The organism is Pseudomonas sp. PDM01 (genome assembly GCF_014852325.1).
GTDB lineage: Bacteria > Pseudomonadota > Gammaproteobacteria > Pseudomonadales > Pseudomonadaceae > Aquipseudomonas > Aquipseudomonas migulae.
The window spans coordinates 249,016-264,550 of the sequence record NZ_JACVBK010000003.1; the positions used below are offsets into that span (position 1 = coordinate 249,016).

Genomic DNA, 15,535 nt, shown 5'->3' on the forward strand with positions numbered 1-15,535 from the left:
ACTATTTGACCTCGACCACAGTGCCCTGCAACCGCTGCAAGGCTTCGTTCACCGCTTGCGGCATCAGCTGGCGCAGGCAGTTGTAATGACCAAAGCGGCACGTGCGATCAAAGCACGGGCTGCATTCGATGCCCAGGCGCACGATCTCGACATGTTCGGCCAGCGGTGGCGTGAAGCCCGGCGACGTCGAGCCGTACACCGCCACCAACGGGCGGTTCAGTGCCGCCGCGACGTGCATCAGGCCGGAATCGTTGGACACCACCGAATCGGCGCAGGACATCAGGTCGATGGCCTCGGCCAGGGACGTGCCGCCGCTGAGGTTCACCGACTCTTCACGCAGGCCGGGAATCAGCCGCGCGCGAATGTCTTCGCCCACGGCGTGATCATTTTTCGAACCGAACAGCCAGACTTGCCAGCCTTCGCGAATCTTCGCTTCGGCGACCTGGGCGTAATGCTCGGACGGCCAGCGCTTGGACTCGCCAAACTCGGCACCAGGGCACAGCGCCAACACCGGACGGTCGAGGCTCAGGCCGAATTTGGCCAGCGCCGCTTCACGGGTGACCGGATCGATCTGCAAGCTCGGGCGCGGATACGGTTTCGGCAGATCAAGGCCGGGCTCGTACGCCAGCGCCATGAAGCGCTCGATCATCAGTGGGTAACGTTCTTTGTCCAGCGTGCGCACGTCATTGAGCAAGCCGTAGCGAAATTCGCCACGCCAGCCGGTGCGTTTCGGGATACCGGCGAAGAACGGCACCAGCGCCGACTTCAGGGAATTGGGCAGCAGGATCGCCTGGTCGTACTGACCGGCCAGGGATTTGCCGATGCGCCGACGCGTCGCCAGCTCCAGCGCGCCGTGGCCGAGCGGAAAGCTCAAGGCCTGGCGAACTTCGGGCATGCGCTCAAGAATCGGCCGGCTCCACTCGGGGGCCAGCACGTCGATTTCGCATTGCGGGTGGCGTTGCTTGAGACACTGAAACAGTGTCTGCGCCATCACCATGTCACCGACCCAACTGGGCCCAACGATCAGAATTTTCATGTGGTTTCCAAAAACGAACCGGGGAGGCATACGCCTCCCCGCCTCGAGAATCACTGTGGGAGCCTGTTTGCTCGCGATGGGATCATCACATCCAACATGACTGTCGACTGTCACTCCGCTATCGCGGGCAAGCCCGCTCCTACATGGGTATTGGTGCACATCCAGTGCGGTGCAGCTTAGCTACCTAAATCTACAAAACACTGCAGATCTACTGTGGGAGTGAGCCTGCTCGCGATGGCGGCGTGACAGTCAACATAAATGCTACATGTTACGGCCTCATCGCGAGCAGGCTCGCTCCCACATTTGAATTTCGTCGCTCCAACTGGCGAGATTCAGCTCAATCCCAGCTCGCGCCAGATCCGCAATACCTGCCGCCGTTCGTCCGCGAACTGGTCGCCCGGTATCACCCCGGCGTCCTTCTGCAAGGCCTGCCGGTGCGCGGCGGAGCGGTAGGCTTTATAGGCCTCTCGCAACAGGCTGGCGTCTTCGGCGGGCATCAGCCCTTCGTGTTCCAGCTCTTCCAGAATGCGGATATTGTCGGTCCAGCGCAGCAATGGCGGGTGTGTTTCGGACCATGCCAGAGCCGCGTATTGCACCATAAATTCAATATCGACGATACCTCCCGCGTCCTGCTTGAGATCGAACGGCGCCGTGGCTTCGAAGGCATTCGCCCCGGTGCCGGCCGCGGTGCTCTTGCTGCCAAGGTTATCGCGCATCTTCGCGCGCATCTCGCTGACCTCCTGACGCAAGGTCGGCAAATCCCGAACTTTGCCCAATATCGCCGCGCGAACCTTCTCGAACGCCTGGCCGACATCCTGACTGCCCACCAGCACCCGCGCCCGTACCAGCGCCTGATGTTCCCAGGTCCAGGCTTCGTTTTCCTGATAACGGGCAAACGCCCCGAGCGAACTCACCAGCAGGCCCGAAGCACCGGATGGTCGCAGGCGCATGTCCACCTCATACAGCTGACCGGAGTTGGTCTGGGCGGTGAGCAAGTGAATGATCCGCTGCCCCAGCCGGGTGAAAAATTGCGCGCCGTCGATCGGTTTCGGCCCGTCGGTTTCTGCCTGCGGATCGCCGTCATGAATGAACACCAGGTCCAGGTCCGAACCATGCCCGAGTTCCAGCCCGCCGACTTTCCCGTAACCGACAATGATGAAACCGGGATCGCACAAAGTGCCATCGGTGCGCTGCGGCGTGCCGTATTTGGCCACGGTCTGGCGCCAGGCCAGGGCCAACACTTGTTCGAGGATCGCTTCAGCGAGCCAGGTCAGGTAATCGCTGACTTTCATCAGCGGCAGGCTGCCGGCGATTTCCGACGCGGCGACGCGCAAACGGTGCGCCAGTTTGAAATGGCGCAGGGCTTCCATTTGTTGTTCGAGGTCATCCTCGGGGATTCGTGTCAGGCGCTCGCGCAACTCGGCGGCCAGTTCCGGCGCCAAGGGCGGCTTGAACAACCGGCCTTCGTTGAGCAATTCATCGAGCAGCAGCGGGAAGCGCGTGATCTGTTCAGCGATCCACGGGCTCGCGGCGCACAAGGTCAGCAAACGTCGCAGCGCGCCGGGATTTTCAGTCAGCAGCACCAGGTACGCGGAGCGTCGGGCCACTGCTTCGACCAGTGGCAGCACGCGCTCCAGCACCAGATCCGGGTTGGCGTGTTCGACCGCCTGGGCCAGCAACCGTGGAATGAACGCATCAAGGCGTTCGCGGCCCAGACGCTGCATCGCGCGCAATTGCGGGCTGCTGCGCAGGCTGGCCAGGGCTTTCAGCGCTTTGGTGGCATCGGCGAAACCGCCCTCCTCCAATTGGCGACAAGCGGCCTCTTCGTCCTGCGCCTCCTCCCACAATGGCAGCCATTCACCGCCGACCACCACTTCGCTTTCGGTGCCTTCCTCTTCATCAGGGTCGGCGATCACCTGGCCAAAGTGCCAGGCCACGCGACCGCGCCAATACATCAGCTGCTCATGGAAGGCGTCCCAATCGGCGAAGCCCAGCATAAAGGCAATGCGCGCCTGATCCTGCGCCCCGTCCGGCAACATCTGCGTCTGGCGGTCGGCAATCGCCTGGATCGCGTGCTCGGTGTAACGCAGGAATTCGTAGCCTTCGCGCAGCTCGCTGACCACCGTCGGCGGCAGGTAACCCTGACCTTCCAGCGTGCTCAGTACTTTTAATAGAGGACGTTGTTGCAGGCTCAGGTCGCGACCACCGTGGATCAGCTGGAACGCCTGGGCGATAAACTCGACTTCGCGGATGCCGCCGGAGCCGAGCTTGATATTGTCGGCCATGCCCTTGCGCCGGACTTCCTGCTGAATCAGCTGCTTCATCGTGCGCAGCGCTTCGATGGCGGAGAAGTCCAGGTAACGCCGGTAAACGAACGGGCGCAGCATGTCTTGCAGCTGTGCGCCGGCCACTTGGTCGCCGGCCACCACCCGCGACTTGATCATCGCGTAGCGTTCCCAGTCACGGCCCTGATCCTGGTAATACTGCTCCAGCGCGTTGAAGCTCAACACCAGCGCACCCGACGAACCGTAAGGGCGCAGGCGCATGTCGACGCGGAACACAAAGCCGTCAACGGTCATCGGGTCCAGCGCCTTGATCACGCGCTGACCGAGGCGGATGAAAAATTCCTGATTATCCAGCGAGCGTTTCACGCCGACGGTTTCGCCACCCTCGGGGTAGGCGAAGATCAGGTCGATGTCCGACGACAGGTTCAGCTCGACCGCGCCAAGCTTGCCCATGCCGAGAATGACCATCTGCTGCGGCTCGCCGCTGCGTCGGCCGGTGGGCACGCCAAACTGCTGGCAATGCCGCGAGTACAACCACTGATAGGCCTGATCGATGCTCGCATCGGCCATGTCCGAGAGGTCGCGGCAGGTCTGGACCAGATCGGCCTGACGGGTCAGGTCGCGCCAGATGATCCGCACTTGATGGCGGGTGCGCTGGCGACGCAGGGCGCGACCGAGCTCGTCTTCGGTTTCAGCCGCGTTCACCGCTGCCGCAATCTGCGCGCACAGTTCGCCGGGAGCATAGCCACGGTCCAGCTCACCGGACTGCACCAGCGCCAGCAACATCAAAGGGTCACGTGCACTCTGTTCAATCACGAAGTCGCTGGCGGCGGTGACGCGGGCGAATTGCGCCCAGCGCTCAGGCGTCCAGGCGGACAGGCCTTGATCATCATCAAGAGCCTCGACGGCCGTACGGAACGACTGCTCGGCGCGGGTGACAAACGGCAGGAGAATGCCGGGCAGTTCAGCAAGCGTAGGGAGGCTCATGGTCTATCCTTGATCGGCGTGTAGGAGGCTGCATGTAGTGAATTTTCAAATTGCACTACCTGATCGACTGTCGAACAAAGGTTAGAAATAGCTGAAATTTCTTTATTTTTGGCAGGCAGCATCAAGCTTTCACCTTTTTCGGTTGGTAAAAGACCAACCTTAACGATTATTCTCACAACGTAGCCGGAGGCCACAAGCCGCTCATCTGTAGTTTTACTACTCGTATATACATTCGAATAGCTGAAATGCCCGATGATTTGTAGTAAAACTACACGCCGCCGAATCCTACCTCTCGGCAATCCAAGAATTTATATCGTCTGCCCACAAGGCCAGTCGCAAACTCAGGCAACCGATTCTGGAAGCCTTTCCGCCCTGGAGCAAGCCATGCAAGACCTCGATCCCGTCGAAACCCAGGAATGGCTGGACGCCCTGGAATCGGTTCTCGACAAAGAAGGCGAAGACCGTGCTCACTATCTGATGACCCGTATGGGCGAACTCGCAACCCGCAGCGGTTCGCAATTGCCTTACGCCATCACCACGCCATACCGCAACACCATTCCCGTTACCCACGAAGCACGCATGCCTGGCGACCTGTTCATGGAACGCCGCATTCGCTCGCTGGTACGCTGGAACGCGATGGCCATGGTGATGCGCACGAACCTGAAAGATTCTGACCTGGGCGGTCACATCTCCAGCTTCGCCTCCAGCGCAACCCTGTACGACATCGGCTTCAACTATTTCTTCCAGGCCCCGACCGACGAACACGGTGGCGACCTGATCTACTTCCAGGGCCACACCTCGCCAGGCGTTTACGCCCGTGCGTTCATGGAAGGCCGCATCACCGAAGACCAGATGAACAACTTCCGCCAGGAAGTGGACGGTCAGGGCCTGTCGTCCTACCCGCACCCTTGGCTGATGCCTGATTTCTGGCAGTTCCCGACTGTATCCATGGGTCTGGGCCCGATCCAGGCGATCTACCAGGCGCGCTTCATGAAGTACCTGGAAGCCCGTGGCTTCATTCCGGAAGGCAAGCAGAAAGTCTGGTGCTTCCTGGGCGACGGCGAGTGCGACGAGCCGGAATCCCTGGGCGCGATCTCGCTGGCTGGCCGCGAGAAGCTCGACAACCTGATCTTCGTCATCAACTGCAACCTGCAGCGCCTCGACGGCCCGGTTCGCGGCAACGGCAAGATCATCCAGGAACTCGAAGGCGTGTTCCGCGGTGCTCAGTGGAACGTGACCAAAGTCATCTGGGGCCGTTTCTGGGACCCACTGCTGGCCAAAGACGTCGACGGCATCCTGCAACGTCGCATGGACGAAGTCATCGACGGCGAGTACCAGAACTACAAAGCCAAAGACGGCGCGTTCGTGCGTGAACACTTCTTCAACACGCCAGAACTCAAGGCGATGGTTGCAGACCTGTCCGACGACGAGATCTGGAAACTCAACCGTGGCGGCCACGACCCGTACAAGGTCTACGCGGCGTACCACGAAGCGGTCAACCACAAAGAACAACCGACCGTCATCCTGGCCAAGACCATCAAAGGTTATGGCACCGGTGCCGGCGAAGCGAAAAACACTGCGCACAACACCAAGAAAGTCGACGTCGACAGCCTGAAGTTGTTCCGTGATCGTTTCGACATCCCGGTCAAAGACGACGAGCTGGAAAACCTGCCGTTCTTCAAGCCAGAACCAAACAGCGCCGAAGCCCGCTACCTGAGCGAGCGCCGCACTGCACTGGGCGGCTTCGTGCCACAGCGCCGCGCGCAGAGCTTCAGCGTACCGACGCCATCGCTGGATACGCTCAAGGCGATCCTCGACGGCTCGGGCGACCGTGAAATTTCCACCACCATGGCCTTCGTGCGGATCCTCGCGCAGCTGGTCAAGGACAAGGAAATCGGCCCGCGCATCGTTCCGATCATCCCGGACGAAGCCCGTACCTTCGGTATGGAAGGCATGTTCCGTCAGTTGGGCATCTACTCGTCCGTCGGCCAGCTCTACGAGCCAGTCGATAAAGACCAGGTGATGTTCTACAAGGAAGACAAAAAGGGCCAGATCCTCGAAGAAGGCATCAACGAAGCGGGCGCCATGAGCTCCTTCATCGCTGCCGGTACTTCGTACTCCAGCCACAACCAGCCAATGCTGCCGTTCTACATCTTCTACTCGATGTTCGGCTTCCAGCGTATCGGCGACCTGGCCTGGGCTGCCGGCGACAGCCGTACCCGTGGCTTCCTGATCGGCGGCACTGCCGGCCGGACCACGCTGAACGGCGAAGGCCTGCAACACGAAGACGGTCACAGCCACATCCTGGCTGCCACCATCCCGAACTGCCGCACCTATGATCCAACCTACGGCTACGAGCTGGCGGTGATCATTCAGGACGGCATGAAGAAGATGACCGAAGAGCAGCAGGACGTTTTCTACTACATCACCGTGATGAACGAGTCCTACCAGCAGCCAGCCATGCCGGCCGGTGTCGAGGAAGGCATCATCAAGGGCATGTACCTGCTCGAAGAAGACACCCGCGAAGCGGCGCACCACGTTCAGCTGATGGGCTCCGGCACCATCCTGCGTGAAGTCCGTGAAGCGGCGAAGATCCTGCGTGAGCAGTTCAACGTTGGCGCCGACGTGTGGAGCGTTACCAGCTTCAACGAACTGCGTCGCGATGGCCTGGCCGTCGAGCGCACCAACCGTCTGCACCCTGGCCAGAAGCCTAAACTGAGCTACGTCGAAGAGTGCCTGAACGGCCGTCAAGGTCCGGTCATCGCGTCTACCGACTACATGAAGCTGTTCGCTGAGCAAATTCGTCAGTGGGTCCCGTCCAAGGAATTCAAAGTCCTGGGCACCGACGGTTTCGGCCGCAGTGACAGCCGCAAGAAGCTGCGTCACTTCTTCGAAGTCGATCGTCATTTCGTGGTGTTGGCAGCCCTGGAAGCACTGGCTGACCGTGGTGACATCGAACCTAAAGTGGTGGCTGAAGCCATCGCCAAGTTCGGTATCAACCCGGAAAAACGCAACCCACTGGACTGCTGAGGAGAGATTCTGTGAGCGAACTCATTCGCGTACCTGACATCGGCAGCGGTGAAGGTGAAGTAATTGAACTGTTTGTGAAGGTCGGCGACCGTATCGAAGCCGACCAGAGCATCCTGACACTTGAGTCGGACAAGGCGAGCATGGAAGTGCCTGCGCCGAAGGCCGGTATCATCAAGAGCCTGAAAGTGAAGCTGGGCGACCGCCTGAAAGAAGGCGACGAACTGCTGGAGCTGGAAGTCGAAGGTGCCGCTGCCCCAGCCTCTGCATCGTCTCCTGCGGCTGCCGCGCCAGCAGCCAAAGCCGCAGAGAAACCGGCCGCTGCTCCAGCGCCGGCCGCTCCTGCTGCTGCGCCAGCTGCCGCTTCGGTTCAGCAAGTGCACGTGCCGGACATCGGTTCGGCAGGCAAGGCCCAGATCATCGAGATCCAGGTCAAGGTCGGCGACACCGTCGAGGCTGATCAGTCGCTGATCACCCTGGAATCCGACAAGGCGAGCATGGAAATTCCATCGCCTGCCGCTGGCGTGATCAAAGCCATCAGCGTCAAGCTCAACGACGAAGTCGGCACCGGCGACCTGATTCTGGACCTGGAAGTGGCAGGTGCTGCGGCACCGGCTGCGGCCGCGCCAGCTCAGGCTGCTGCTCCTGCCGCTGCACCTGCGCCAGCCGCTGCCGCCCCGGCCGCACCGGTTGCCGACAGCGTTCAGGACATTCACGTCCCGGACATCGGTTCGGCGGGCAAGGCCAAGATCATCGAAGTATTGGTCAAGGCCGGTGACACCGTCGCCGCCGACCAGTCGCTGATCACCCTGGAATCCGACAAGGCGAGCATGGAAATCCCATCGCCTGCCGCTGGCGTGGTGGAAAGCATTTCCATCAAGCTGGATGACGAAGTCGGTACCGGCGACCTGATCCTGAAGCTGAAAGTCAAAGGCGCTGCGCCTGCTGCTGCCCCGGCTGCGGCGTCGGCTCCAGTCGCTGCGGCACCGAGCGCTCCTGCGCCAGCCGCCGCTGCTCCTGCTGCTCCAGCACCAGCGGCGGCCCCGGCCAAATCGGGCGCCAAGGTTCACGCAGGCCCTGCGGTACGCCAACTGGCCCGCGAATTCGGCGTCGAGCTGAGCGCGGTCAGCCCAAGCGGCCCGCACGGTCGAGTGCTGAAAGAAGACGTTCAGGTTTACGTCAAAGCCATGATGCAGAAGGCCAAGGAAGCACCGGCCGCTGCTGCTGGCGCAACCGGTGGCGCGGGCATCCCGCCGATTCCGGTCGTGGACTTCAGCCGCTTCGGTGAAACCGAAGAAGTGCCGATGACTCGCCTGATGCAAATCGGCGCGTCGAGCCTGCACCGCAGCTGGTTGAACATCCCGCACGTGACTCAGTTCGATTCGGCTGATATCACCGAGCTGGAAGCGTTCCGTATCGCTCAGAAAGCCGTTGCAGAGAAGGCCGGCGTCAAGCTGACCATCCTGCCGCTGCTGCTCAAATCCTGCGCGCACATGCTCAAGGAACTGCCGGACTTCAACAGTTCGCTGGCACCAAGCGGCAAGGCGATCATCCGCAAGAAGTACGTGAACATCGGCTTCGCCGTCGACACCCCTGAAGGCCTGCTGGTACCGGTCATCAAGAACGTCGACCAGAAGAGCCTGTTGCAACTGGCAGCCGAAGCCGCTGCGCTGGCTGCCAAAGCCCGCGACAAGAAGCTCACCGCTGACGACATGCAAGGCGCCTGCTTCACCATTTCCAGCCTCGGCCACATTGGCGGCACCGGCTTCACGCCGATCGTCAACGCGCCGGAAGTGGCGATCCTCGGTGTTTCCAAGGCAACCATCCAGCCAGTCTGGGACGGCAAAGCCTTCCAGCCGAAACTGATGCTGCCGCTGTCGCTGTCCTACGATCACCGTGTGATCAACGGCGCCGCTGCTGCACGCTTCACCCAGCGTCTGAGCAGCCTGCTGGCGGACATCCGCACCATCTTGCTGTAACACCGGCCGGCCCTCCTTCACCGGAGGGCCGTTCGCGTTTCACGTTTTCCGAGCGCCACGCTCGTACCTCAACCCCGCCAATTTGGCGGGGCTTTTTTTGACTTGAAGAAAGTCACTTTCCTACGTTAGTGGTTGAGTTAGCCCACAACTCGAATCCACTTCGGCACGATATTTTTTGCCGGCCTCCCACTAGGCTTGGTTATACAAATGACTAACTAAAGGTTTAGTCGGCTTACTTATTTAGTTAATACCCCTTCGAATGGATTCGAATATGTTTAAACCTACAGTCGGCCCGATTATTGGCCACACTACAACTCAACACGCCCGTATCTTTTTACGTGGCGAGTTACAAGAAGACACTTTGGTGTTTGGTGGAATTCGTTATCGACGCAGCGGTGATACGCCGTGGTCCAAAGCAATATTCAAACAGCTGACAAGCACGCGAGACATGTGCGACGTCTTTGCCCTCAACGATCTCGCCACCGATACCGAGTACGAATACCAGGCAGGCTGGTTCAGCCCCATGAGCCCCGTGCACACCGTGGAGACGGTTCAGGAACTGCCGCTGCAATGGCCCAGGCACGTCTACCGTTTCAGCACCCAGTCCGGCAATCCCGCAGCGCCACGGGCTTACATCGTCGGGTCATGCCGTTACCTGCGGATGACGGTCGGCGCACCTTCGTTCCCGCACCTGGGCGACCGGATCTTTGCCTCCATCACGAACCTGGCGCAGCGCGCCGAAACGCCCATCAGCGCCCTGTTGATGACCGGCGACCAAGTCTATATCGACGACTTGAACATCATCGCCCCTGATCGGGAATTCAAGGAAATACTCAGCAAGTACCGCATGGCTTTTTCCCAGCCGCACATTTCAAAGTTAATGTCTGGCACGCCGACTTACATGATCCTCGACGACCATGAAATCGAAGACAACTGGCCCGCCAATAAAAACAAAAACGATGACCTTCTCTACAACAATGCCATCGCCGCTTATGAGTTATATCAAGCCAGCCATAGCCCGGCCCATGAGTTGCTTGAAGATGGAAACATCCGTCAGCACTTGGAGCGCTATTGGTATCAATTCACCAACGGGGATATCGAATGGTTTGTCACTGACAGCCGGACCCGACGCAACCTGTCGGCCGGCGACCGGCGCATTCTCGACGAAGAGCAGGAGCAGGCCCTGTGCGAATGGCTGATCCACAGCCCGGCACGGGTCAAATTCGTGGTCACCAGCGTGATGTTCTACCCCGACCGAAAACGCCTGGGCGATGACGCCTGGAAAGCCTTTCCGGAGCAACGACTACGGTTGCTGGAGACTATTCGTACACGCCGCATCAAGAACGTGTTCTTCGTGTCCGGTGATGTGCACGGCTCCCTGACCAGTCGGTTGACCCACAGCGAAGACCCGGACTTCGAGGTGCACACCATCGTCTCCTCGCCGCTGTGCAACAGCAAATTGCTGCCCTACGCCAAGGCCTCCACCTTCATCCTTGATCAGCCATTGGTGCGGACTGCCGCCGGAGATTATCGGCATGAACTGACCAGCCAAGTCATCAGCCAGGACAATTTCGCGCACCTGATCGTTGAGCCAGAACAGATCCGCGTCAGTTATCACGACCGCGACGGCAAACTTTTACAGTCGACGAGCATTACGTTGCGGTGATGCCGAAAACATCACCAGCAAGCCGGCTCCTACAGAAATTACGCGACCCCCTGTAGGAGCCAGCTTGCTGGCGATGGCGGCCTCAAACTCTGCGCCGCCCTTCAGGCCGCCATCGCTGGCAAGCCAGGCTCCTTCAGGTCCGGTGTCGCCCCGCAGATCGAGAAATCACGCAAACCCCCTGTAGGAGCCGGCTTGCTGGCGATAGCGGTCTCAAACTCTGCGCCGCCCTTCAGGCCGCCATCGCTGGCAAGCCAGGCTCCTACAGGTTCGGTGTCGCTCCACAGATCGAGAATTACCCCACCGCCCCCCCCTGTAGGAGCCGGCTTGCTGGCGATAGCGGTCTCAAACTCTGCGCCGCCCTTCAGGCCGCCATCGCTGGCAAGCCAGGCTCCTACAGGTTCGGTGTCGCCCCGCAGATCGAGAATTACCCCACCTCCCCCTGTAGGAGCCAGCTTGCTGGCGATCAGCCGTAACGCTTTTTCCAGCGAAATACGTTAGTTTTCAGCCATTACTGAAGAAATGTTCACGCCGGCCGACATATTCTTATAGCACTTGGCCTTCATGTCTCTTGTCAGTCGGTGTCGCAATGATGCAACCTTGCCGCAGGCAACAGTAAAGAGGGCGAGAGCCCAGCGCGATCAGCACATTCGAAGCGAGTTACCCTCCATGAAAAGCCAACCCGATGCCGCCAGCCGTATGGTGGCCGAGGTAGTGACGCAGTTGCCGGTGCCCTCGCGGCTCGGCATGCTGCGTTTCGAACGGCTGAATGAACCCAGCTGGGCGCTGCTGTTTCTCGATCCCAATTGCGAGCGACAGTTCGGCCTGCCCGCGGTGGAACTCTGTGCGCTGGTCGGTTCGCCCTATGCCAGCCTGATGGAGCCCGAAGCGCGCTATCAGCTGCATGACGCGGTCCAGCAACAACTCACCGATAGCCCGCATTACCTGATCCGCTACACCTTGCACACCGCCGCAGGCACCCTGAGCCTGCTGGAACTGGGCGAAGCCTACAAACAACACAATCGACACCTGCTGCGCGGCTACCTGCTGGTGGTCGATGGCATGTTCCAAGGCGATCCGCTGCTGCCGGCGCTGGACCTCGAAACCCAGAACTCGCGCTTGCAGATCGCCCTGGAACTCAATCAGCGCGCCCAACAGGAGCAGCTCCTGCACCTGGACCGCGTGCGCGCCCAGCAAGACTTGATCCTGCTGCTGACCCGCCAGCGCTACAGCACCGGCAACTCCCTGCAAGAAGCCGCCGAGCTGATCACCCGCAGCGCCTGTGACATCTACGAAATCGACTGCGCCAGCCTGTGGAACCTCGACGGTTCGATGTTGGTGCCGATCTCGGCGTATCACCGCGCCACCCAGGAATACGCCCTACCGGAGCCGATCGACATCAGCGGCTTCCCCGATTACATGGACGCGCTGCACGGCAGCCGTGCAATCGATGCCCACAATGCGATTCGCGATCCGCGCACCCGGGAAATGGCCGAAAGCCTGCGCCCGCGTGATGTGAACGCGATGCTCGACGCCAGCATTCGTGTCGATGGCCAAGTGGTCGGCGTGCTCTGTCTGGAGCAGACCGGTGCGACCCGCGCCTGGCAGTCCGACGAAATCGCCTTCGCCGGCGAGCTGGCCGACCAGTTCGCCCAGGTCATCAACAACCACAACCGTCGCACCGCCACCAGCGCCCTGCACCTTTTCCAGCGTGCGGTCGAGCAAAGTGCCAACGCCTTTTTGCTGGTCAATTGCGACGGCGTGGTGGAATACGTCAACCCGAGTTTCACCGCGATCACCCAGTACTCCACCGAAGAAGTCCACGGCCAGCGACTGTCGGAACTGCCGGCCCTGGAAAACCTCAGTGAACTGCTGTTCGACGCGCCCTCGGCGCTGGCCAAGAGCAACAGTTGGCAGGGTGAATTCAAGAGCCGCCGCAAAAACCTCGAACCCTACTGGGGCCAGCTGTCGATTTCCAAGGTGTACGGCGACAACCGCGAGCTGACGCATTACATCGGCATCTACGAAGACATCACCCAGACCAAACTCGCCCAGCAGCGCATCGAGCGCCTGGCCTACACCGACAACCTGACCAACCTCGGTAACCGCCCGGCGTTCATCCGTAATCTCGATGAGCGCTTCGCCCGAGACAGCGATACCCCGATCAGTCTGCTGCTGGTGGACATCGACAACTTCAAGCGAATCAACGACAGCCTCGGCCACCAGACCGGCGACAAACTGCTGATCAGCCTGGCCCGACGCCTGCGCAACAGCCTGATCCCGAGCGGCAGCCTGGCGCGCTTCGCCAGTAACGAATTCGCCGTGCTGCTGGACAACACCGACCTCGCGATGGGCCAGCAAGTCGCCAACCAACTGCTGGCGACCCTCGACAAACCGATGTTCGTCGACAACCAGCTGATCAGCGTCACCGGCTCCGTGGGCCTGGCCTGCGCGCCGCTGCACGGCCGTGACCCGCAAACCCTGATGCGTAACGCCGGGCTCGCGCTGCACAAGGCCAAGGCCAACGGCAAGCATCAGGTTCAGGTGTTCACCGAAGCGCTGAACGCCGAGGCCAGTTACAAACTGTTCGTCGAGAACAACCTGCGCCGCGCCCTGACGCAGAACGAGCTGGACGTGTTCTACCAGCCGAAACTGTGCCTGCGCAGCGGTCGCCTGCTGGGCATGGAAGCGTTGCTGCGCTGGAACCATCCGGAAAAAGGCATGATCCGCCCGGACCAGTTCATCAGCGTCGCCGAAGAAACCGGGTTGATCATCCCGATCGGTAAATGGATCGCCCGCCAGGCCTGCCGCATGAGCAAAGACCTGACGGCCGCCGGCCTGGGCAATCTGCAAGTGGCGATCAACCTGTCGCCCAAGCAGTTCTCCGACCCGGACCTGGTGTCCTCGATTGCCAACATCCTCAAGGAAGAAGCGCTGCCGCCGAGCCTGCTGGAGCTGGAACTGACCGAAGGCCTGCTGCTGGAAGCCACCGAAGACACCCACTTGCAGCTCGACCAGCTCAAGCGCCTGGGCCTGACCCTGGCCATGGACGACTTCGGCACCGGTTACTCGTCGCTGAGTTACTTGAAAAAATTCCCCATCGACATCATTAAGATTGATCGAAGCTTCATTCACGAAATCCCGGACAACCAGGACGACATGGAAATCACCTCCGCGGTGATCGCCATGGCCCACAACCTGAAACTCAAGGTCGTGGCTGAAGGCATCGAGACGGCCGAACAGCTGGCTTTCCTGCGCCGCCACCGCTGCGACGTCGGCCAGGGCTACCTGTTCGACCGACCGATTCCGGGCTCCGAGCTGATCGAAAAGCTCAAGCGCTACCCGCGCGGCCCACTCGCCTGACTGCCCCACCGCAATCCCCCCCTGTAGGAGCGAGACCGGCTTGCCGGCGATGGCGGTGTGTCATCCAACGTAGATGTTGGATTTGCCGACCTCTTCGCGAGCAGGCTCACTCCTACATTGGGTAGTGCGTTACCAGGCAGCATTGGGCAAACTGGCGGTCTGACTACCTACATTTCAACCTGACTGAGAGGACTGATCATGGTTCTGCGCTCGGAAATTCTGGTGAACAAAAACGTGCTCCCTACTAAAGAACAAGCTCTGCCTGGCCGCGAATCCCCGATGACCGTGCCGGAAAAACACTTCGTCCACGACGCCCCGCTGCTGGGCCCGTTCGCGATGGACGTGGATTTTGCGATCTTCGGCCTGGGTTGCTTCTGGGGTGCTGAGCGCAAGTTCTGGCAGCGCGAAGGCGTGGTGAGTACGGCGGTGGGTTACGCCGGTGGCTTCACGCCGAACCCGACGTATGAAGAAGTCTGCTCGGGCCTGACCGGCCACAGCGAAGTGGTACTGGTGGTCTACGAGCCGGCGAAAGTCAGCTATGAAGAACTGCTGAAAATGTTCTGGGAACTGCACAACCCGACTCAGGGTATGCGCCAGGGCAATGACATCGGCACTCAGTACCGCTCGGTGGTCTACGCCACCAACCCGACGCAACTGGAAGCGGCCAAGAACAGCGAAAAAGTGTTCCAGGCCGAACTGACCAAGGCGGGTAAAGGCACCATCACCACCGAAATCGAAGAAGCGCCGACGTTCTACTTCGCCGAGGCCTATCACCAGCAGTACCTGGCCAAGAACCCTGAAGGCTACTGCGGGATTGGCGGCACCGGCGTCACCTGCCCAATCTGACCTGACGCAGAGTCAATTGTAGGAGCCAGCTTGCTGGCGATGGCAGCGGGAAATCTAGCGTTGATCTCTCGGCCGCCATCGCCAGCAAGCCGGCTCCTACAGGTTGTGTGTCAGTCACGAGATTGCGCTCGGCACTCAACTGATTGGCATCACCCACCCAATCCGATCCGACGCAGATCCAATTGTAGGAGCCGGCTTGCTGGCGATGACGGCGGAAAATCCAGCGAAGATCTCTCGGCCGCCATCGCCGGCAAGCCGGCTCCTACAGGTTTCGTGTCAGACACAATATTGAGCTCGGCACACAACTGATTGGCGTTCCCGCTCAATCCAATCTGACACAGATCCAATT

Annotated in this window: 8 protein-coding genes; 5 read left to right on the forward strand and 3 right to left on the reverse strand. The window is 60.5% G+C overall.

Annotated elements, in window-relative coordinates:
• Position 1: 1 nt before the first annotated feature.
• The 3 genes from waaF to IB246_RS09075 all read right to left on the reverse strand — a co-directional run bounded on the left by waaF (position 2) and on the right by IB246_RS09075 (position 4,502).
• Positions 2–1,036, reverse strand: coding sequence for a lipopolysaccharide heptosyltransferase II (waaF, locus tag IB246_RS09065; protein ID WP_008040346.1), 1,035 nt, complete (start codon positions 1,034–1,036; stop codon positions 2–4).
• Between the two features lie 332 nt (positions 1,037–1,368).
• Positions 1,369–4,308: a bifunctional [glutamate--ammonia ligase]-adenylyl-L-tyrosine phosphorylase/[glutamate--ammonia-ligase] adenylyltransferase gene (glnE, locus tag IB246_RS09070; RefSeq protein WP_008040344.1), complete on the reverse strand. Its 2,940-nt coding sequence runs from the start codon at positions 4,306–4,308 to the stop codon at positions 1,369–1,371.
• Positions 4,305–4,502 (reverse strand): hypothetical protein, encoded by a 198-nt coding sequence (locus tag IB246_RS09075; protein ID WP_157214357.1) that lies wholly within the window; start codon positions 4,500–4,502, stop codon positions 4,305–4,307. Before IB246_RS09075 ends, glnE begins: the two co-directional genes overlap by 4 nt.
• A gap of 190 nt (positions 4,503–4,692) precedes the next feature.
• Here IB246_RS09075 and aceE point away from each other — a divergent pair, with 190 nt between their 5' ends.
• The 5 genes from aceE (at position 4,693) to msrA (ending at position 15,186) form a co-directional block, all read left to right on the forward strand.
• On the forward strand, positions 4,693–7,338 hold the full coding sequence (gene aceE / locus IB246_RS09080) for a pyruvate dehydrogenase (acetyl-transferring), homodimeric type (protein ID WP_008027850.1): 2,646 nt from the start codon (positions 4,693–4,695) through the stop codon (positions 7,336–7,338).
• A gap of 11 nt (positions 7,339–7,349) precedes the next feature.
• The gene (gene aceF, locus IB246_RS09085) at positions 7,350–9,314 is read left to right on the forward strand and encodes a dihydrolipoyllysine-residue acetyltransferase (protein WP_008040341.1); all 1,965 of its coding nucleotides are present in this window, start codon (positions 7,350–7,352) and stop codon (positions 9,312–9,314) included.
• Positions 9,315–9,585: 271 nt separating this feature from the next.
• Positions 9,586–10,980: an alkaline phosphatase D family protein gene (locus IB246_RS09090; RefSeq protein WP_008040340.1), complete on the forward strand. Its 1,395-nt coding sequence runs from the start codon at positions 9,586–9,588 to the stop codon at positions 10,978–10,980.
• Positions 10,981–11,646: 666 nt separating this feature from the next.
• Complete coding sequence (locus IB246_RS09095) at positions 11,647–14,340, forward strand: GGDEF and EAL domain-containing protein (RefSeq protein WP_008040338.1); 2,694 nt, start codon at positions 11,647–11,649, stop codon at positions 14,338–14,340.
• A 198-nt stretch (positions 14,341–14,538) separates the two neighbouring features.
• Complete coding sequence (gene msrA, locus IB246_RS09100; protein WP_008040336.1) at positions 14,539–15,186, forward strand: peptide-methionine (S)-S-oxide reductase MsrA; 648 nt, start codon at positions 14,539–14,541, stop codon at positions 15,184–15,186.
• Positions 15,187–15,535 lie beyond the last annotated feature (349 nt).